Origin of the sequence: Ruminococcus sp. RTP21484sp1_RTP21277st1_D2_RTP21277_210401, from assembly GCF_040924225.1 — a bacterium.
Classification (GTDB): domain Bacteria; phylum Bacillota; class Clostridia; order Lachnospirales; family Lachnospiraceae; genus Blautia_A; species Blautia_A faecis.
Genome location: NZ_JBCOMJ010000002.1, coordinates 136,194 through 156,584 on the forward strand (window position 1 = coordinate 136,194; position 20,391 = coordinate 156,584).

Sequence of the window (20,391 nt, forward strand, 5' to 3'; positions counted from 1 at the left end):
CTTTATCCCCCTTAATCTATGACATTGAATGCCCGGTAATAATCATTTGGTGTCAAACGATTGAACAATTTTACATGACGACCATCAAACTCACCCGGATACATAACCAAAATCGGAACATCGAAAAAATACGGTTGCAAAGCTTCCAGTAACGTATGGATTCTCATAAACGGGAACACCTCGCCCACACCTGTCAGCATTAGCACATCACCCGGTTCGTGTGGCTCATACTGGATTTTATCAATGAACTCTCCATTGCCGATTGCGGAGTTAAGCTGCTCCAGAAGATAAGCACTTCCGTCAGCTTCTTCCATATCCGGAATCGCATCTGTGATGTCCATATCATCGCAGATAGAAAGAAATATTTTATATAAATTACAAACAATCAAATGGCAATCTAAGGACTGATCGGTTTCCAGCTGATTTACAAAATGGCGGACAACCATTTCGTTCTCCGGTTCATAACAGAAGATTCTGATATTCACCTCATTGCTGAGTCCCTTGCCTTCCAGGAACTCCGGCTCCTGAATCAATGCCCGAACTTTGTCCAGGCGCTCTTTTATTTCACTCATCGGGTTACCTCCTACACAAAGCAATTAAACGCCGGCAGTACCGCCGTGTCGCCATTGCTTCTGATGGCATTCTCCAAAATAGGATGCAGCCATACTGGATTCAAATGATCTGCCTTGAGGTTGTCGAGATATTCTGTTTCGACAAGCACTCTGGCAATAATCTGTTTTAACTTTGTTATCGTACTATCGCTCCAGGAAGCTACGGTATCATTCTGCTCCTGTAAACGCATAAAAAATGTATTCAAATCTATCTTACCAAAAAACGTGTCCCTTAATCTGTACTTCTCGCCAATGACGGTCAGCATAAATTCCCAAACCAGTCGGCTCTGCTTCATCAATGCATAAAGACAAATCTGTTTTGCTACATCCGTTGGCTGTGACGCAATCGCAGCAACCAGTGAATCATCTTCTAGTACATGAAGCCGTTTGATGCAGGCTTTCGCCATGCGTGTAATAGATTTTTCAGTTGGATACTGAAAAAGATTCTGCTCTACAATTTCTTTAACAATTGCATCATCAGAATTTCCTTCTACCATTAGCTTTGCGGTAGAACGCATTTCGTAGAAAAGGAACGGCTCTCTGGTCAAAGACGCAATATAAGGATAAGAATGATCCATGTTCCCGTACCTCCTTACTGTTTCTCTTTTTTATCGGGAACAAATTCCATGATGTCTCCAACATCACAATTCAAAGCAGAACATATCTTTGACAGAATCTCTGTACTTACATTTTCATCTTTTGATAATCGAGACATCGTTGTTGTACTAACTCCTGTCATTGCACGCAAATCTTTCTTCATCATTTCTTTATCAATTAACAATTTCCACAATTTCTTGTAACTAACTGCCATTTTTTCACCTCAATCTTATTTGCTTGAAATATCTGTTCACATGGTATTTATCATCATATCATAAAAATGCGTTTCAAACAATCTAATCTATCAAAAATCGTAATTCAATTCTGAAATATCGCATTTAAAATCACACGAAGCACATCTTAATAAGACAAGCTGAAAGTACACGTGCCACTATATATCCGATTCCACAGAAAAATTTTATCTCGTTTATTTTCTCTGATTGCAATCTTATCCTTTTTTCAATTTTTGCACTTCCTTCTCAGCTGTCTTTCTATTCTGTTCCGCCTGATACTTTAATGACTGTAATTGTTTTTCTGCTCCTTTTTGTTTTCTATATGCCTCATCAACAGCTTGCACAGATGATTTATTCACCTGTATCTGCAATTTAGAGTTCTGGTCCCGAACGTCTTTTATTTCTTCTTCGAGCAGCTCTTGCTCGCTCCTGCTCTTCAAACCGTTTCTGTTCCTCAGATCGTCGTTGTTCTTCTGAAGCAATTGATTCAGCTTCTGCGTTTCGGACAGTTCGGTTGTCAAACGATGAATTTCGTCGTTTAATTTCCGAATTTCGTCTTGCATTTCGTGATTCTCGAAGAATAGCTCTGGCAAACTTAACATCAGCGATAATAGCCCTTTCGCTTTCAATGTCAGATTCTTATTCTTGAAATGATGATTACTCATTACCGTAAAATTCTTAGTTCTCTCTACACGAAAAATCTGTGCCATTCTCCCCACTTCCTTTCCAGACAGAAAAAGACGCAAGCCATATTCTTATGACTCACGCCTTTCTGCATAACTTACTTTTCTATTCTTCTGTTTCTAATTCCACTCTCTGTAAAATATCCCTTACAATACCTGCATCTTCAATCAGATTAATTCCAAAACATTTTTTACCTGCATCCTTCAAAGACGCACCAACATGATATGCTTTCGTTTTATCAAGAATTAAAAATCGATCATGAAATGCTCTTGTGTACTTCACATCCAGTTTAGGATACTGTACATTAAAGTTATCTACATCTGTTTGAGATAATTTTGTCCGTTGCAGTGTATAAACTGTCACCGCCACATTTTCTTTCTTCTTTGACAAAATATTTAATGTTCCTACATCCACATATCCATCTACCAGAACAATTTCCGTTTCTGCCTTCTGAATCAGTCCTATTAGTAAACTGAACGCATCATATATCTGACCATCAAAAAATATCTTTTGATTAGACTCCTCATGATCTGATATGTACTCAAAAATTTGCTCCAGCTTTTCATCTGTCTTTTTCTGATATTCCAGTTGTTTTAGCTCAACGTTACTAATCCTTTCAAACAAAAGTGCATTGTTGGCTATAAACCGTCGCATTTCTACAAATGCACGCATAATACCTATGCTTACATTAATTGCCACCTCGCTATGCAATACACTGGCCAGCATGGATATTCCCTGCTCTGTAAATACATACGGTAGCGTACGTCTGCCACCTCGTCCATCCTTTTTTTCTGGCTCTTGTATTTTTGAGGTGCCAGATTGGCACTTCAAAGATTCTGTTTCTTCTGTTGTAAGCTGAAAACAAAAATCTTCTGGAAATCGTTTTATATTTCTTTTTACTGCACGATTTAAAGCTTTTGTTTCTACTTGATAAAGCATTGCCAGATCACTATCCACCATGACTTGTTTGTTTCTTACTACATAAATCAGATTTTCAATGTCCGGTGGCATGATTTCAACTATTTGTGTTTCCACTGGTTCCATTTCTTTTACTTTCTGATCCGCCATTCCATCTCCTCTATAACTTGAAATGCCAAACTGGCATTTCAAATTACTTTACCGCACAATCATTTCTTATGAGTTTCCAAAATCCATGTTCCCATTTTACCCTATTTTTCTCATTCTGCCTACTGCTATTTTTCATATAATAATGAGGTCGCAATCCACGACCTCATCACCTTCATTTAAACATAAATCAATTCCTTGAGAATAATCTCTTCTGCAATCGCTCTGTGCTAGTTGACTGCTCTTACCCATGCCATCTGATCTTTCTCTTTATCCGGCAGTGGTTCTTTTTCTTCTAACTGTTTCAAGATCACTTTTTCCCGTTCTCTAGCTGCTTTATCCACTTTCAAAAGATCTATCTACTCTCTTCCATTTTGCAACAGCATTTCTCACCCGCTGATCAATATTTAGACGTGCTCTGCGACACTCTTTCGGATGTTTTCTTGCTGCCTGAAATGCCAGTTTCACAAAGAGTCCGGAACCAACCGGAAGCATTGTCTTTAGCATGCTCTCCGGAAAAACAAAATGGGTTCCATGCTCATAAATTACAGACTCTAATCTGCATGTATGCGGATGTTCTTTTATACGCTGCTTCATTCGACGGATGTATTTTGCAGTATCCCACAACGCATCATCTTCCGCACCAATCAGCAATAATGTTCCATTGATCTTTTCAATCTTGATCATCTCGTCTTCTTGGATTGGATGAGCCTTTTCCGAATCGTCAAACAGTTTTCTTGAATTAATCATATCACCGGTTCGCTTTGTTTCTTTTTCAATCACATGCCAGTAATCCGGATGTTTATAGCAAAAAGGCATGTACGGAAGTGGTTCTCCTTTATACGAAAAAAGAGATTCTCCCTCTATCGGCCATTCCTTACAGCCATCCTTTTTGCCCTGCATAAATCCCTGCCAGACAAAGTCACTCGGTGTCAGACCGATCGTCAATGTAATATCTTCAAAATAAGAAGCGGCAGTTAAGGCAAGTGTTCCTGTAGTAGATGCCCCGACAATTCCTATCTTCTGATCACCATGTGCTTTTAACCAATTGATTGCTTTCTCTATACGTTCCAATGGATAATTATGATGTCCATAATCTTTTTTTCCAGGTGACATTGTCATCACATTCACACCGAGTTTATGTAGCCATTTCACGGATGTACGCGCCAGATAATCCTCCGGATCATCTCCGATCATTGCAATCATTGCACAGTCTGAACCTGTTTTGCATTTCCAGTATGCACCATAAAATCCATCTGATTCCACATCAAAATGTCTTTTCATCATCTATATCAGCTCCTGCTTGTATAATATCAGCCACGTTTCTCCATAACTATTATTTTATTTGAGATGTTCCGAACGATTGGAAACTTTCCTATCACATGATAAATCGGCATAAGCTCTTTCATTCCTTCAATCAGACTGACTTCCTGTCGAACAGAAAATGCCGGTATGATTCTTTGCAGTTCCTTTCCATTCTTAACTCCCCATGTGAATTTTGCATTGCTCCTCTCTATAGATTTTTCTTTCACATGTTTTACAACAAAAGGGGACATGGTTTCAACCATTACGGTTACCTTCTGGAATGATTTCTCAATAATAGAAAACATTTTTCTAATATCCTTTTCACACAAATACATTGTAAGACCTTCGATTATTACCAGAACATTCTCACCATGATAATCGATATCATCTACATAGGATTCATCCATTGCAGACTTTGCAATCTGATATACCGGACCAGTTTCGGTAAGGAACTGACTCCTTATCTTCATCGTTTCTGACAGATCCACATTGTACCAGTGCAGATATTTTCTCTCCATCCGATAACATCTGGTATCCAGTCCACATGCAATATTTATAACAACTGTATTTGCATGCTTCTCCAGATATTGCTTAACCATCCGGTCTAATACGATTGTTCTCGCAATTACGCCATAATTCATGGCTTTATCCTTATCTGCTTTGGAAAAGTTATAGTCCAGCTTCTCCACAAGTTCTATTGCAATCTTATCCTTGATTTTGGCATTTTGCTTTTTTGTTTCTTTTGCTCTTGCATACAAAGTCTGTACCATCGTTTCCGGCACACCTGTCACATTCACTTTTTTTTTCATTGTCTATCGCCTTCTTCTATTGTTTTCTTACAACGCAATGCATCCTCATACCTTTACGGATTTCAAATTTTTCTACTTTTAATCCTGCTTTCCTACAGCATTTCATGACCACATCTCTTGTTGGAACCCGGACATCTCCATGTCCACATATATTTGCCAAAGGCATTTCCAGTGTATTCATCAGCCATACCAATACTTTATTGTCACTGGTCACATCACGCAGAATCAATCTCCCATTTGGGCGAAGGCATCTTTTTACACTGTCAAAAAATGCCTGTGGATCCGGATAATGATGGAAACTCATAGAACAAATAATTGCATCAAATGAATCATTTTCAAAAGGAAAATTCTCACAGTCTCCCACAACAAATGTTGCATTTGGAATCTCTTTCTTTTTTGCCTGTTCGATCATCGCAGGAGTCAGATCCAACCCGGTATAATGCCTGTCTGGATATTTTTCTGATAATAAAGAAATCATTGGAGCCGGACCACAGCCTGCATCCAACAATTCTCTAAACGACTCTTTCTCCAGCTCCGCCAGAATATCTGGATAATCCTTCTTACACATTTCGTATATACCCGCATGGTTACTTTCATATCTTCCTGCTGCTTTTGTAAATTCAGCAATCGACAACCTTTTGTATTCTTCGTTTCTCATGCTTTTTCCTCCAATCACTGTGCTGTTTTCGCCTTACATTCACATGTCTTCAATTTTTTCACATAACCATTAGAATTTGTAAAGACAGGAAACCCCAAATATTCATTTTCCATAAATCAATATTTTCATAAAAATCTGCCCTCTTTTTCAAGTAAGTCGCCAGTGTTAGTATTATCTAACTCATATCTTCTAAAAAACCGTGTGAAAACAAAACTGTAATTCCACACGGTTTCTTTTCTTATGCATCCAGTATATCACCTTTATCTGGTTTATCAAGCAGATTTTGTCATTATGTCTCACATTCAGAACAATCCATATTTTTCCATCCATAGCGAAAAATAGAAATCGCCATAGAAACCTCACTGACTATTTCGTCTAATATTCCTGCCCTGGAACCAACAGCAATTTGTAGTAAACAGTATACACCTCCTGTTATTTAATACATTCCATAATGATCTTCTCACATCTGTCATATCCAAGCTGTGAACTGTTCAGGCACAACGTATAATTACTGGCCTTTCCCCATTTATGCTCCGTGTAAAAGTTATAATTTGTCATACGTCTTTTATCTGTGTCGGCCATCATTTTCACAGCTTTTTTCTCATCTACATTATATAATCGAATGATCCGCTGTGTTTTCTCCGGCATATTTCCATGAATAAATACATTCAGCACATCATCACGGTCTTTCAGGATATAGTCCGCATTTCTTCCAATGATCACGCAAGGGACCTTCTCGGCTAGTTCTAAAATAACTTTTCTCTGCGCCTCATATACCATATCCTCCACAGATCTTCCTGTGATGTCACGTCCGGCAAGTGCATATGCAAACATCCCTTTTTTCGGAGATAATTCTGCATTTTCCTGAATGTATTCTGGCGATAATCCGGACTTTTCTGCAATTTCATTAATAACATTTTTATCGTAATAAGCAATTCCCAGCTTCTTCGCGACTTCTTCTCCGATAAAACGTCCACCGCTTCCAAATTCTCTGCTGATTGTAATAATTCTTTTTGCCATTTCCAGTTCCTCCTTAACGCAAAGCATCAACTTTATTTTTTCTGATTCTTTTTAAAAATACATATCCTACCAGACATGCAATTACTTCTGTAATCGGAAATGCCCACCAGATCAAGGAAACGCCCACCTGACCATTTCTCACAAACAGGGAAAAGATTCCTGCCAACGGCAGGATGATAATAAGCTGTCTCAAAAGTGAAATAACCAATGATTCCACACCACCGTCCAGTGCCTGGTAAATGCCCTGATAAGCAACATTGATTCCGGCAAACAGGAAACTTACCGAGATCACTCTCATCGCGCCGATAAAATATTCTCTTGACTGTCCTGCATTAAACAGCGTTGCAAATGCTCCAGGGAAAATCTCCGTAATTGCAATTCCAATAATCATTAATGCAATAGTGTAGATCAGACCATATTTGATTCCATCCTGGATTCTCTTTTTGCTTCTCATTCCATAAGCAAATGCAATGATCGGAGTGATTGCATCTCGCAGACCAAATGCAAGGAAGAGAACAAACTGCTGAACTTTATAGAACAATCCATAAGCTGTCTGTGCTGACGGATTGAACTTCAGGATCAGATTCATCACATAAACCATAATAGACATCAGCGCCTGAGCGATAATCGCCGGAAGTCCGATCGCATAGATTTCCTTGATAATTCTGCCATCCGGCTTCATGTATTTTGCCCCATGCTCAAATTCCTTATCTAATTTGATATGAAAGATAAGCAGTAATACTGCGGATGCTACCTGTCCAATTACAGTTGCGTAGGCTGCACCTTTCACTCCCATTTCCGGGCAAGGTCCAATCCCATAGATCATGATCGGATCAAGGATGATATTTATAACTGCTCCAACCACCTGACCGATTGTAGAATAAAGAGAGCGTCCTGTGGCCTGTAACAGCTTTTCAAACAAAGAAAAGAAGATGATTCCAAAAGAAATCACACAACATATCCGCAGATAACTGACTCCCATCTCAAGTACTTCTGCATCTACTGTCTGAGATGAAATATATGCTCTCACTCCAAAGATGCCAAATAATAAACAAACCACATAAATGATCACACCCAGGAACAGACTGTTTCCTGCTACCTTTGCAGCTTTTTTACGGTTTCCCTGTCCCAGTGTCCTTGCAAGAAGTGCATTGGTTCCTACACCTGTTCCAATTCCTACTGCCACCATAAGCATCTGAACCGGGAATACCAAAGTCAGTGCATTTAGTGCTGATTCACTGCCCACTCTCATATTTCCTACAAATGCGCTGTCTACAATGTTATAGACTGCCTGCAATGCCATGGATAAGATCATCGGAATTCCCATCTGGACCATCAGCTTATTCACCGGCATCTCCTTCATCTTGTTGCTTTTCGCCATTTTGTTTTAACTCCTCTCTTTTTCTGCACAAAAAAAGCGCGCACCCTGTCATATAAGCTGGACTTACGCTGACAGGCTACACACTTTTTCATGGCGATATTCAATTTTGGTAAAATAAAAAACGAGTAGCTTGTAAACTGGATTTACGCTTACCTGCTACTCGTTTGATTTAATTATATTGCCTGTTTTTCAAAAAGTCAAACAGATTTTTTATGATCACCTGCGATGTCCAAGTCTGCCTTTAAAATCCTCGTAACCGAAATCAGTCAGACGTTCCATGGTTTTATCACCATGCCGCAGCCAGATATCAGGCAGGGGCATTCCGTTAAAGGTATTGTTTTTGCAGGTTGTATATATGGCCATATCACCAAACATGAGAAGATTTCCGTATGTCAAAGGCTTTTGGAAGCTGTAATCTCCTATAACATCCCCGGACAGGCAGGTTGGTCCTCCAAGACGGACGGTAACGGCATTCTCTCCTGGCTCCCCTGCTCCAAGAAGGGGAGGACGGTAAGGCATTTCCAGAACATCCGGCATATGACATGCCGCACTTCCATCCAAAATTGCAAGCCGGGTATCACCATTTTGCAGCACATCCAGCACGGTTGTCAGAAAGAATCCGGCATTTAAAGCCCATGCCTCTCCAGGCTCCAGGTAAATATCCACCTTCCATTCTTCCTTTGCCGCCTCAATGCACTTTTCAAGCCGTGCAATATCATAACCTGGTCTTGTAATATGATGTCCTCCTCCCAGGTTCAGCCATTTTACCTGAGAAATCAGATCTCCGAATTTCACCTTCACCGCTGCAAGAGTGGTTTCCAGATCAGAGGAATCCTGCTCGCAAAGGGTGTGAAAGTGAATACCATCCAATAATCCGGTCAGATCCGGATACATTTTCACAGCAGCCTCCCACTGTGCTCTCGTGGTACCCATACGACTGCCCGGGGCACAGGGATCATAAATTTCATGTCCCTCCTGGGTAGAGCATTCCGGATTGATCCTGAGCCCTACGCTTTTTCCGGCCTGCTTCGCTCTTTTTCCAAAACGGAGAAGCTGGGAGGGTGAGTTAAACACTATATGATCTGCAAAGCAAAGCAGTTCTTCAAATTCATCCTCACGGTATCCGGCACAAAATACATGTACCTCTTTTCCTGGCATCTCCTGGGCGCCAAGCCTTGCTTCGTACAGTCCACTTGCTTCTGTTCCAGCCAGATAAGGCTCCAGAAGGTGATAGCAGTCATAATTGCTGAAAGCCTTCTGCGCCAGGAGCATTTTACATCCAGTTCTTTCGGCAATCTTTCCCATTAATTCTGCATTTTTTATAAGCGCTGTTTCGTCAAGAACATAACAAGGCGTCTTGATTTTCCGGAATTCCGGCGGAATAACTCCACCGGATGCTGCAAAAGGTGGTCTTGTATCTGTTTTTTCCATTAATCAACCAGCTCCGGATTATGATTTTCACTGCGTGGAAGTCCGTATTTGTCAAGTGCCTCCAGGAACGGATCCGGGTCAAATTCTTCTACTGTATACACTCCTGGACGAATCCATTTTCCAGTAAGCATCATTAATGCCCCACACATGGCCGGAACGCCTGTCGTGTAACTGATTGCCTGGCTTCCAACCTCCTTATAGCATTCCTGATGGTCACAAATATTATAAATATAGTAGGTTTTCTCTTTTCCATCCTTTACTCCGGTGAAAATACAGCCAATATTGGTTTTACCTTTGGTACGAGGACCAAGGCTTGCCGGATCCGGAAGAAGCGCCTTCAAAAACTGGATGGGAACAATTTCCTGTCCGTTATAGCTGATCGGGGTAGTGGAAAGCATTCCCACATCCTCCAGGCAGCGCATGTGATCCAGGTAGCTCTGTCCAAATGTCATAAAGAAACGAATTCTCTTTACTCCCGGAATTGTCTGGGCAAGGGACTCAATTTCCTCGTGATGAAGAAGATACATATCCTTATCGCCGACCTGGTCAAAATCATATTCCCGCTTGATGGCCATCGGAGGAATTTCCACCCAATGTCCATTCTCCCAGTAGCTTCCAGGAGCGCTTACCTCACGAAGGTTGATCTCCGGGTTAAAGTTGGTTGCAAACGCATATCCGTGGTCTCCTCCGTTGCAGTCCAGAATATCAATGGTATCAATCTGGTCAAACTCATGCTTTAATGCATATGCACAGTATGCCTGTGTAACGCCAGGGTCAAAGCCGCAGCCAAGGAGTGCAGTAAGTCCTGCCTCTTCAAATTTCTTCCGGTATGCCCACTGCCAGGAATAATCAAAATATGCGGAAAATCCAGCTTCCTTACAGCGTTTTTCATAAATAGCCCGCCATTCCGGATCATCGGTATCTTCGGGCTCATAATTTGCCGTATCCATATAGTTTACGCCACATGCCAGACAGGCATCCATAATTGTCAGATCCTGGTATGGAAGTGCAATGTTCATTACCAGATCCGGTTTGTAACTATTGATCAGCTGGATCAGCTGGTTTACATCATCTGCATCTACCTTTGCTGTGGTAACAACTGTTTTTGTTTTTCCCTCCAGCTTCCGGGCAAGGGCATCACATTTTTCTTTTGTCCTGCTTGCAATACACAGTTCTGTAAATACCTCATCTGCCTGACAGCATTTCTGGATTGCTACACTGGCTACTCCGCCGCAGCCGATTACAAGTACTCTGCTCATATTTTTTATCTCCTTATTTTATATTTCACTATCGCAGCTGTTTTTATTTCGCCACTGCCAGCAGCAGTTCCCTGACCACCTTGCATGCTGTGGCTGTGGAAACACCGCTTGGATCCAGCATAGGTGCCAGCTCATTGACATCTGCTCCCACAATATTTAATTCTGATACCTTCCGAATAGCCGCAAGAAGCTCAAGGAAGCTTACGCCTCCCGCCTCCGGTGTACCAGTTCCCGGAAATACGGATGGATCCAGGCAATCCAGATCAATGGTAAAATATACCGGAACCTGCTCCCTGTCCAACTCCTGTATGGTCTCTTCCAAGCCTTCAAAGGTAAAAGGATGAAAATCTGTATGCTCCTTTGCAAACCGGAATTCTTCTCTTTCCCCACTTCGGATGCAAAACTGATGAATCCGTCCATCTCCCAGTATATCATGGCATCTGCGAATGACACACGCATGGCTTAAACGGGCACCAAGATAATCATCCCTCAAATCTGCGTGGGCATCAAAATGAATAATATGAAGCCCTGGATACTTTCTGGCTGTGGCTCTTACAGCCGCCAGTGTCACCAGATGCTCGCCGCCTAAAAGCAAGGGTATCTTTCCTGCTTCCAGAATTTCCCAGGCACGATTCTGTATATCAGCAAGTGCCATTTCACTGCTGCCGAAGCAAAGCTCCAGATCTCCACTGTCAAATACCTGAATATCTGTAAGGTCGCGGTCCTGATAAGGGCTGTAGGTTTCCAGTCCAAAGCTTTCATGACGAATGGCAGAAGGGCCGAACCTGGCTCCAGGGCGAAAGCTTGTGGTAGAATCAAAGGGCGCTCCGTAAAGAACAATCCCTGCTTCCTCAAAGCTGCTGTCACAGCCAATAAAATTCTCAATATTTGGTAAAATCATAAATCAGTCCTCCACCTCCTGAAGCATTTCCTCCAGAAAAGCCGGAAGATAAAATGCACCTCTGTGAAGCCTTGTGGTATAGTAACGGGTGCGAAGATTCAGGGCGTTCCATGCCTCCGGATCCAGATCATCCACCGGATGGTACTTTTTGCTTGCAAAACCAAACAGCCAGTAACCGGCAGCAAAGGTAGGAATATGTGCCTGGTAAACACGACTGATCTGGAACGTACTGGCAATTCTTTTGTGACTGCGCTGCATGGCGTGGGCATCCTCAGAATAAAAAGGACTTCCCTGCTGATTGACCATGATGCCATCCTCTTTCAGCGCATTATAACAGTTTCCATAAAATTCACGGGTAAACAAGCCTTCCGAAGGGCCAAAAGGATCGGAAGAATCCACAATAATAAGGTCATATTTATTTTCACAGCGTCGGATAAATTTCAATGCATTTTCATAATGAAGATGCACTCTCCTGTCATCAAGCCTGCAGGCATTTCCCGGAAGATAGGCACGGCAGGCTTCCACTACCATGGGATCCATCTCTACCAGATCAATATGGCGGACACGGTCATATCTGGTCAGTTCACGTACCACTCCACCGTCTCCTGCTCCGATTACAAGAATATCCCTGGCTTCTTTGTGGACAGCCATAGGTACATGGGTAATCATTTCGTCATAAATAAATTCGTCACGTTCCGTGAGCATTACATTGCCATCCAGTGTAAGAACCCTGCCAAATTCCGGTGTCTCAAAAATATCAATTCGCTGATAGTCGCTCTGCCTTGAGTAGAGCTGACGGTTTACCCGGATACTATGCTTCACATCCGGTGTATGAAATTCCGAAAACCACATTTCCATTTTCTTTACCTCCCTGCCAGAGTGTGTTTTAAAATTATTCCCGCAAGATGTGTGTCACAATTTGCAGACAGCCTTTTTTAGACATGCTCCAGCACATTTAACCGTAATATATCCGGATCTTCCGGACCTGTCATGTTGCATCCTTTTGCCTTGGCATATTCAATGTAATCCAGGATTTCCGGGGTGATCCGTTCCCCTGGAGCCAGAATTGGGATTCCCGGAGGATAACACATTACAAATTCACTGCATACCTTTCCTTCCGTTTCCCTGAGAGGAAGGCTGCATTTTTCTGCATAAAAAGCTTCCTGAGGGCTTGTTACTACCTGGGGATCAATATATTCCTGATCCAGCAATCCTGATTTATCCTTCTGAAAACGCCTGCGGATCTCCGCAAGGGCGCTTACCAACCGCTCTACTTCCTGGGCACGGTCTCCAATTGACAGATAAGCCAGAATATTTCCGATATCACCAAATTCGATCTGAATATCATACTCATCTCTCAGAATGTCGTAAACCTCAATTCCTGCAAGTCCGATATCCAGAGTATGTACACTTAATTTCGTAATGTCAAAATCAAAAACCGAATCTCCATTCACCAGTTCTTTTCCAAATGCGTAATAGCCGCCAATGGCGTTAATCTCTTCCCTTGCATATTCTGCCATATCTGCTACCTGATGGAAAATCTGACGTCCGCGCTGTGCAAGATTCCGCCGGGAAATGTCAAGACTTGACATCAGAAGATAGCTTCCGGAAGTAGTCTGGGTCAGGTTGATGATCTGACGGACATAGCCGGCATGGACGCCAGGTCCAGTCAGAAGAAGGCTGGACTGGGTCAGGCTTCCGCCGCTTTTATGCATGGATACAGATGCCATATCTGCACCAGCTGCCATTGCCGAAACCGGCAGGCCTCCTCCAAAATAAAAATGAGTCCCATGGGCTTCATCTGCCAGACACAGCATTCCTGCTTCATGAGCCATCCGCACAATTGCACGAAGATCACTGCAAATTCCATAATAGGTAGGATTGTTTACCAACACAGCTACTGCATTGGGATGCTCCTTAATTGCCTTTGCCACCTGCTCACGGCGCATTCCAAGAGAGATTCCGAGTCTCTGATCTACTTCCGGATTCACATAAACCGGAATTGCTCCGCACAGAACCAGCGCATTCAGCACGCTTCTGTGAACATTGCGGGGAAGAATGATCTCGTCCCCCCTCTTACAGGCAGTTAACACCATGGTCTGTACAGAGCTTGTAGTTCCGCCAACCATGAGAAAGGCGTGAGCTGCTCCAAAGGCATCAGCTGCCAGTTCTTCTGCCTCCCGGATCACAGATACAGGATGACAGAGATTATCAAGCGGCTTCATGCTGTTTACATCCACGCCTACACATTTCTGCCCCAGAAACTCAGTAAGCTCCGGATTTCCTCTTCCTCTTTTATGTCCTGGCACATCGAAGGGTACCACCCTCATGCGCCGGAAATTTTCCAGAGCCTCGTGAATTGGTGCACGATTCTGGTCCAGTTTAAAACGAGTTCTGTTCATTGCGTCTCCATTTCCAGTTCCTTTGTCTGTATAAAGAATCCTGTTTGCAGGATTCTCCGCCTGCAAAGGGGCGTCTCCAGCGCCATCTGCGCTTCCGCTGCAGTGGAATCCTACCCGGCAGAGCTTTTTATATAATAGGAAATTCCAACGTAATTTTCTATTACATAAAAAAAAGCAGGCTGCCTTAAAACCGCAAACCTGCTTGGATCATTCTTCCCGATTCTATCTCCATTGACTTATAATAAATATAAGAATCCTCGTATTTACATAAAATAGAAATCCGGATGATATATGTCAGAGTCTATATAGCAATCATACTTTTACTACTCTTATTGACCGTTTCACAAGTCTGCGCCTCAGGCGCATAGTGGTTATCAAAGGAACCAACTTATAAAATTTGAGCTTCTAACTCAATCAATAAGGCAACCAAAGTTACCATCAGCGGCAGTGGACCCGGCTGTCCGTATGGCCTTAACCCCAAATGGAGTGATCCAAAATAATTGCTTTGAAAAGACTCTTTCTTTGTCTTTCAAAATCTTCATAAGCATAGCACATATGAAAATGCATGTCAACTGTTTCATTTTATGATACCAGCAGATTGTTTCATTTTATAATACCAGCAGATTGCGGAAATGATTTTCCAAACGCGCTCCTGTGCTGCAATGAAGGAAAGGCAAATATTTTTCTTGTCAAAACAAAATATTTTTCTAACATTTTCATTGAAATTTATGATCGTATATGATATTCTGTGTATTAGTGTGTTTCTACACAGTACGAATGACCGTCATGCTCGTACATTTTATAGAAAATGTATAAGCAGGTTTTTCGTAACTCAGGAGAGTCTCTTCAAAAAAATTTATGGAAGAGCGCCGAAGGTGTACGCAGCATTTGTAATGCTGTTAATCTCTCAGGCAAAAGGATGGAGGAAAGAGAACATGTTTACACAAATCAACAACTTTATCACCTGGTTTGACGGAGTAGTCTGGGGACTTCCGTTAATCATTCTGATCCTGATCACAGGATTCCTTTTAACCGTTCGGTTAGGCTTTTTACAGGTAAGACATCTGGGAAAAGCACTGAAATTTATGGTAAAAAATGAAGAAGGCGGCGAAGGTGAAGTCACAAGCTTTGGTGCGCTCTGCACAGCTTTGTCCGCAACTATCGGAACCGGTAACATCGTAGGTGTTGCCACTGCTATTGCTGCAGGCGGACCCGGAGCCCTGTTCTGGATGATCGTTGCTGCATTCTTCGGAATGGCAACCAAATACGCAGAAGGACTTCTGGCCATCAAATACCGTACCATCGACAAGGACGGACACGTTCTTGGCGGACCATTTTATTATATTGAGAATGGTATGGGAAAACAGTGGAGATGGCTTGCAAAGATTTTTGCATTCTTCGGAGCCGGGGTCGGTCTTTTCGGAATTGGTACCTTTACTCAGGTAAACGGTATTGCTTCTGCAGTAAAGAACTTCTTTGACCCGGATACTGTACACACCGTTTCCCTTTTTGGAAATACATACTCCTGGGCAACTGTAATTGCCTGCCTGATTCTTACCTTATGTGTAGGACTTGTAGTTCTTGGCGGTATTCAGCGTATTGCAAAGGTTTCCCAGATCATCGTTCCATTTATGGCGGTTCTTTATGTTGCACTTGCACTGATCATTGTGATCACAAATATTACTGCAGTTCCTGGTGCCATCGCTACAATTGTAAAAACAGCCTTCAACGGAAGTGCCCTTGCAGGCGGTGCCATGGGAACCATGGTTGTGGCAATGCAGAAAGGTATTGCCCGCGGTATTTTCTCAAACGAATCTGGTCTTGGTAGCGCTCCTATTGCTGCTGCTGCCGCTCAGACAAAGGAACCGGTTCGTCAGGGACTTGTTTCCATGACCGGTACTTTTATTGATACCATTGTAATTTGTACCATGACAGGTCTTTCCATTGTCATTACTGAGACCTGGAATACAGGACTTGAGGGTGTTGCGATTACTACTGCTGCTTTCCAGAAGGGACTTCCATTCCCTGCACAGTTTGCTTCCTTTGCTCTTATGCTGTGCCTGGTATTCTTCGCATTCACAACCATCCTTGGATGGGATTATTACGGTGAGCGCTGCCTGGAATACCTTTTCAACCGCAACATGACTGCAGTAAAGACTTACCGTTGGTTATATATCATCTGCGTCTTCTTCGGACCGTACATGACTGTTGCTGCTGTCTGGAACATTGCAGATATCTTCAATGCCCTGATGGCCTTCCCGAACCTGATTGCCCTGCTTGCTTTAAGCGGTGTAGTCGTAAAGGAAACAAAGGATTTCTTTAAAAAACATAAAAATTACGAATAAGATAAAAGAACAGAAAGAATTCCTCTCCTGAAAAACATAGAGCCTTGTCTGATACGATGCTTTTAGCCAGTCAGACAAGGTTCTTTTATATGTAACTTTCCTGCAAAAAAGAGGCAAAACATGTTTGCCCCTGTCTTTGTTCTAGAGCGTGTTTGAAAAAGGCTTTCTGCAAGATGTGCGTCACAATTTGTGGGAGATTTCGCTCGGATGAGGGCGCCGTAGCGGGCTACGGCAACCGAATTCGGGTGAAATCTCCCGCAAAGTGGGGCGTGCAGATTGCGGAAATGATTTTTCAAACACGCTCTAATCTTATTATAAGGAATCCGGATTAAACAGATCGCTGATGCTGTCTCCGTTTCTGTGAATTCCGTCTACAGAAAACTCTGCCCACTCTCCGATGTTGGTGGCGTGGTCGCCGATTCGCTCATAGTATTTGGAGATCATCAGAAGATCAAGAACCTCGTCACTGGAAAAGTCCATGGTGTTCTGATCCAACGCATTTCTTACTTTATTGAAAAGATTATCCAGAATATCATCACTGCTGATCACCTTTTTTGCCAGATCACTTTTTTCCTCTACATAAGCAGTAACACTGTCATTTACCATATGCATGGCATAATCTGCCATTTCCTGAAGTGGAATAGCAGTTACTGGTACATGAACGCTGCCTGTGTTCAGAATCTCCGCAATATCAGTAGCCTGGTCGCCGATTCGCTCCATATCTGTTACCATCTTAAGTGCTGCGGAAATTTTGCGAAGATCAGTACCAACCGGCTGCTGTTTCAGAAGAAGCTGCATGCAAAGAGCCTCAATATTATGTTCTTTGTCGTCAATCTCCTTTTCAATTCTTCCAATCTCCTTTGTGGCAGCCTCACGAACCTCCACGCTTGCCAGAAGCTGACAGGTCTTCATGATGGCCTGACCGCACAGATTTCCCATTTCCAGGATCTCATCTGAAAGCCTGGAAAGCTTTGCGGTATACACATCTCTCATATCAACCAAACCTCCCTGTAATATACTCTTCTGTTTTCTTGTTCTGTGGTCTGGAAAACAGTTCTGTAGTATCGTTGTATTCAATAATCTCACCCAGCAGGAAAAATGCAGTCTTGTCAGAAATACGGACTGCCTGCTGCATGTTATGAGTTACGATCACGATGGTGTAACGGTCTTTTAATTCCAACGCCAGATCCTCAATGTGAGATGTGGAAATTGGATCAAGTGCAGAGGTAGGCTCATCCATAAGAAGTACCTCCGGCTCTACTGCAAGAGCTCTTGCAATGCAAAGTCTCTGCTGCTGTCCGCCAGACATACCCAGGGCGCTCTTTTTCAACCTGTCTTTTACCTCATCCCAGATAGAAGCATTTCGAAGAGCACGCTCTACGATATCGTCCAGTTTTTCCTTGGAATGAATTCCATGAGTACGAGGTCCATATGCAATGTTATCATAAATGCTCATTGGAAAAGGATTTGGTTTCTGGAAAACCATCCCAACACGTTTTCTAAGAAGGTTTACATCAATATCACCATAAATATCCTCACCGTCCAGACAAATATCGCCTGTGATCTTGCAGCCTTCCACAAGATCGTTCATACGGTTTAAGGATTTCAGCAATGTGGATTTTCCGCAGCCGCTTGGACCAATGAACGCGGTAATCTTCTTTTCCGGAATCTCCAGATTAATATTTTTCAAGGCATGGAAGCTGCTGTAGTACAGATCCATGTTTTTTACATCTATTTTACCCATAATTCTCCTTGCTGCAGAAATTTTTAGTTCTATTGCATTTTCTAAACAACTCTGCTGAGTGTGAATTTTTATCAAGCTGACGTATCGCCTGCTGGCAATATTATCATATATGAAAGTTAGTTATTTCTCGCCTATTGCGCTGCCACAACTGCATACATTCGCAACACCTGTGGCACTTACTGTCCGTTTGTGGCTTTGCTTAAATGCTTTGCACAGAAACCGGATACCCAGTTCAGCACAAGTACGAAGATCAGCAGAATAACCGCTGTAGCATAAGCCTGATCCATGTAAAGTCCCTCACTGGAAAGCACATACATATGTACTGCCAGGGTACGTCCGGATCCCATCAGACTGGATGGAACCTTCGCCACAGAACCGGCAGTATAAATCAGGGCTGCAGTCTCACCAACAATACGTCCTGTCGCAAGTACCACACCGGAAAGGATTCCAGGAATTGCACTTGGAAGCACCACTTTAAACACGGTGCGGAGCTTTCCTGCCCCAAGGCCAAGGGAAGCTTCTCTGTACGCATCCGGGACACCCATAAGTGCCTCCTCTGTAGTACGGATGATCAGCGGAAGGATCATAATCACCAATGTCATAGCTCCCGCCAGAAGGGAATATCCCCAATGGAGAGCGGTACTGAAAAACAGAAGACCGAACAGACCGAAGATAATGGATGGAATTCCCTGAAGAGTCTCTGTTGTAATACGGATGATCTTAACCAGCTTGCTGCCCTTTTTCGCATATTCAACCAGATAAATTGCTGCAAAAATTCCAAATGGCACTGCGATCGCCAGAGATAACAGGGTGATAATCAAGGTGTTGATCAGTGCCGGCATCAAAGATGCATTGTCAGAATTATATTCCAGTGCAAACAAGTCTGGTGTCAGATTTCCAACACCTTTTATCAGAATAAAACCAACAAGAAACGCCATAACTGCCACTGTAATAATTGCAGATAACCATACCAGGAGCCTCAGGATGGCAGAACCAGGATGATTTTTCCAATAAGATAATTTATTTTTACTCATCTTCTGCTCTCCTTTTCAGGGCTGATACACACAGGTTGATAATCAGGATGAATACGAAAAGTACAACACCTGTAGCAATCAGCGCTTCCCTGTGAAGATCGGTTGCATAGCCCATTTCAATTACAATATTTGCGGTCATGGTTCGAAGTCCTTTGAAAAGCCCCTGTGGCATCCAGGTCTGGTTTCCAGCTACCATGATCACTGCCATCGTCTCACCAATGGCACGTCCGATTCCAAGAACCACGCCAGCTAATACACCTGATTTTGCAGCCGGGAAAACAGTGCCAAATACACTTTTTTCGTGGGTTGCTCCAAGTGCCAATGCCCCTTCATAATAACTTGTGGGAACACTTTTTAAGGCTGGTTCTGCAACGCCGGTTACCGTTGGAAGGATCATAATTCCAAGAAGCACGGAAGCTGTCAGCATGGTACTTCCATCATGACCGGTAAGCTGTCGAAGCAGCGGGACAAACACTGTCAAACCGAAAAATCCATATACAACAGATGGTATTCCTGCAAGGAGGTTTACCATTGCCTTTAATGGTGCATACAGCTTTTTCGGACAATAAAATGCAAGGAAGATTGCAAGCAGAAGAGCTGTTGGAACTCCCACCACAATGGCCCCGGCTGTTACATAGATACTTCCAAGAATGAATGGAAAAATTCCATACAGTCCATTGGATGGTTTCCATTTCATTCCAAACAGGAAATCTGGCAGGCCAATCTTCGCCATTGCCGGGATTCCGTTTGCAAACAGGAAAATGCAGATTAATGCAACGGCTAATACGGAGGTACAGGCCGCTGCAAGGAAAACAAATTTCATTACAGTTTCATTGATCGATTTCATATAAAGTAAGTTCCTTTTTTATTCGGAAAATTTAGATCCTGCAAAGCTTTTAACCGGCTTTGCAG

At 42.6% G+C, this 20,391-nt stretch carries 22 protein-coding genes, 1 pseudogene and 1 riboswitch; of the genes and pseudogenes, 2 read left to right on the forward strand and 21 right to left on the reverse strand.

Annotation, left to right across the window (positions count from 1 at the left end):
- Positions 1-11: 11 nt before the first annotated feature.
- The 16 genes from AB5706_RS01785 to AB5706_RS01860 form a co-directional block, all read right to left on the reverse strand.
- Positions 12-572, reverse strand: a complete 561-nt coding sequence (locus tag AB5706_RS01785; protein WP_173717966.1) for a DUF1788 domain-containing protein — start codon at positions 570-572, stop codon at positions 12-14.
- An 11-nt stretch (positions 573-583) separates the two neighbouring features.
- Positions 584-1,189: a DUF1819 family protein gene (locus tag AB5706_RS01790; protein WP_173717965.1), complete on the reverse strand. Its 606-nt coding sequence runs from the start codon at positions 1,187-1,189 to the stop codon at positions 584-586.
- A 14-nt stretch (positions 1,190-1,203) separates the two neighbouring features.
- A complete protein-coding gene (locus tag AB5706_RS01795; protein WP_173717964.1) occupies positions 1,204-1,422 on the reverse strand; it encodes a helix-turn-helix domain-containing protein in 219 nt (72 codons plus the stop codon).
- A 234-nt stretch (positions 1,423-1,656) separates the two neighbouring features.
- Entirely contained in the window at positions 1,657-2,151 is a 495-nt protein-coding gene (locus tag AB5706_RS23035) for a hypothetical protein (protein WP_243872619.1), read from the reverse strand.
- Positions 2,152-2,230: 79 nt separating this feature from the next.
- Positions 2,231-3,193: an ORF6N domain-containing protein gene (locus AB5706_RS01805; RefSeq protein WP_173717963.1), complete on the reverse strand. Its 963-nt coding sequence runs from the start codon at positions 3,191-3,193 to the stop codon at positions 2,231-2,233.
- A gap of 227 nt (positions 3,194-3,420) precedes the next feature.
- Positions 3,421-3,540 carry a TnpV protein gene (locus AB5706_RS01810; RefSeq protein ID WP_233455994.1) on the reverse strand — a complete coding sequence of 40 codons (120 nt, stop codon included), beginning with the start codon at positions 3,538-3,540 and terminating at the stop codon, positions 3,421-3,423.
- Positions 3,527-4,477, reverse strand: coding sequence for an acyl-CoA thioester hydrolase/BAAT C-terminal domain-containing protein (locus AB5706_RS01815; RefSeq protein ID WP_173770666.1), 951 nt, complete (start codon positions 4,475-4,477; stop codon positions 3,527-3,529). Before AB5706_RS01815 ends, AB5706_RS01810 begins: the two co-directional genes overlap by 14 nt.
- A 26-nt stretch (positions 4,478-4,503) precedes the next feature.
- The gene (locus AB5706_RS01820; protein WP_368365693.1) at positions 4,504-5,304 is read right to left on the reverse strand and encodes a class I SAM-dependent methyltransferase; all 801 of its coding nucleotides are present in this window, start codon (positions 5,302-5,304) and stop codon (positions 4,504-4,506) included.
- Positions 5,305-5,320: 16 nt separating this feature from the next.
- A complete protein-coding gene (locus tag AB5706_RS01825) occupies positions 5,321-5,962 on the reverse strand; it encodes a class I SAM-dependent methyltransferase (protein ID WP_148461226.1) in 642 nt (213 codons plus the stop codon).
- A 432-nt stretch (positions 5,963-6,394) separates the two neighbouring features.
- The gene (locus AB5706_RS01830; protein ID WP_148461225.1) at positions 6,395-6,982 is read right to left on the reverse strand and encodes a cytidylate kinase-like family protein; all 588 of its coding nucleotides are present in this window, start codon (positions 6,980-6,982) and stop codon (positions 6,395-6,397) included.
- A gap of 13 nt (positions 6,983-6,995) precedes the next feature.
- Entirely contained in the window at positions 6,996-8,363 is a 1,368-nt protein-coding gene (locus AB5706_RS01835; protein ID WP_173770669.1) for an MATE family efflux transporter, read from the reverse strand.
- 216 nt (positions 8,364-8,579) lie between these two features.
- The gene (locus AB5706_RS01840; RefSeq protein ID WP_173773135.1) at positions 8,580-9,794 is read right to left on the reverse strand and encodes a carboxynorspermidine decarboxylase; all 1,215 of its coding nucleotides are present in this window, start codon (positions 9,792-9,794) and stop codon (positions 8,580-8,582) included.
- Positions 9,794-11,053, reverse strand: coding sequence for a saccharopine dehydrogenase family protein (locus tag AB5706_RS01845; RefSeq protein WP_173769573.1), 1,260 nt, complete (start codon positions 11,051-11,053; stop codon positions 9,794-9,796). The genes AB5706_RS01840 and AB5706_RS01845 overlap by 1 nt, the downstream gene beginning before the upstream one ends.
- A gap of 43 nt (positions 11,054-11,096) precedes the next feature.
- Positions 11,097-11,954 (reverse strand): agmatinase, encoded by an 858-nt coding sequence (gene speB, locus AB5706_RS01850; RefSeq protein ID WP_173769572.1) that lies wholly within the window; start codon positions 11,952-11,954, stop codon positions 11,097-11,099.
- Positions 11,955-11,957: 3 nt separating this feature from the next.
- Positions 11,958-12,812, reverse strand: a complete 855-nt coding sequence (speE, locus tag AB5706_RS01855) for a polyamine aminopropyltransferase (protein WP_148461219.1) — start codon at positions 12,810-12,812, stop codon at positions 11,958-11,960.
- Between the two features lie 77 nt (positions 12,813-12,889).
- Complete coding sequence (locus tag AB5706_RS01860) at positions 12,890-14,356, reverse strand: aminotransferase class I/II-fold pyridoxal phosphate-dependent enzyme (protein ID WP_118583008.1); 1,467 nt, start codon at positions 14,354-14,356, stop codon at positions 12,890-12,892.
- 823 nt (positions 14,357-15,179) lie between these two features.
- A riboswitch (glycine riboswitch) is annotated at positions 15,180-15,289 on the forward strand.
- A 2-nt stretch (positions 15,290-15,291) separates the two neighbouring features.
- On the opposite strand from AB5706_RS01860, the gene AB5706_RS01865 reads away from it, so the two are divergent.
- On the forward strand, positions 15,292-16,701 hold the full coding sequence (locus AB5706_RS01865) for an alanine/glycine:cation symporter family protein (protein ID WP_173717955.1): 1,410 nt from the start codon (positions 15,292-15,294) through the stop codon (positions 16,699-16,701).
- A gap of 62 nt (positions 16,702-16,763) precedes the next feature.
- Here the strand turns inward: AB5706_RS01865 and AB5706_RS01870 are convergent.
- Positions 16,764-16,937: pseudogene (locus AB5706_RS01870) on the reverse strand (DUF6783 domain-containing protein); the annotation flags it as partial.
- Between AB5706_RS01870 and AB5706_RS01875 the strand changes: the two are divergent.
- Positions 16,854-17,033, forward strand: coding sequence for a DUF6783 domain-containing protein (locus tag AB5706_RS01875; RefSeq protein ID WP_472515469.1), 180 nt, complete (start codon positions 16,854-16,856; stop codon positions 17,031-17,033). The pseudogene AB5706_RS01870 and the gene AB5706_RS01875 sit on opposite strands and share 84 nt — an antisense overlap.
- Here the strand turns inward: AB5706_RS01875 and phoU are convergent.
- The 4 genes from phoU to pstC form a co-directional block, all read right to left on the reverse strand.
- Positions 17,014-17,694: a phosphate signaling complex protein PhoU gene (gene phoU / locus AB5706_RS01880; protein WP_173736609.1), complete on the reverse strand. Its 681-nt coding sequence runs from the start codon at positions 17,692-17,694 to the stop codon at positions 17,014-17,016. The genes AB5706_RS01875 and phoU overlap by 20 nt on opposite strands.
- A 1-nt stretch (position 17,695) precedes the next feature.
- Positions 17,696-18,445 carry a phosphate ABC transporter ATP-binding protein PstB gene (pstB, locus tag AB5706_RS01885; protein ID WP_179988267.1) on the reverse strand — a complete coding sequence of 250 codons (750 nt, stop codon included), beginning with the start codon at positions 18,443-18,445 and terminating at the stop codon, positions 17,696-17,698.
- Positions 18,446-18,621: 176 nt separating this feature from the next.
- Positions 18,622-19,479 carry a phosphate ABC transporter permease PstA gene (gene pstA, locus AB5706_RS01890; RefSeq protein WP_173717954.1) on the reverse strand — a complete coding sequence of 286 codons (858 nt, stop codon included), beginning with the start codon at positions 19,477-19,479 and terminating at the stop codon, positions 18,622-18,624.
- Positions 19,472-20,326 carry a phosphate ABC transporter permease subunit PstC gene (gene pstC / locus AB5706_RS01895; RefSeq protein WP_148461214.1) on the reverse strand — a complete coding sequence of 285 codons (855 nt, stop codon included), beginning with the start codon at positions 20,324-20,326 and terminating at the stop codon, positions 19,472-19,474. Before pstC ends, pstA begins: the two co-directional genes overlap by 8 nt.
- Between the last annotated feature and the right edge of the window lie 65 nt (positions 20,327-20,391).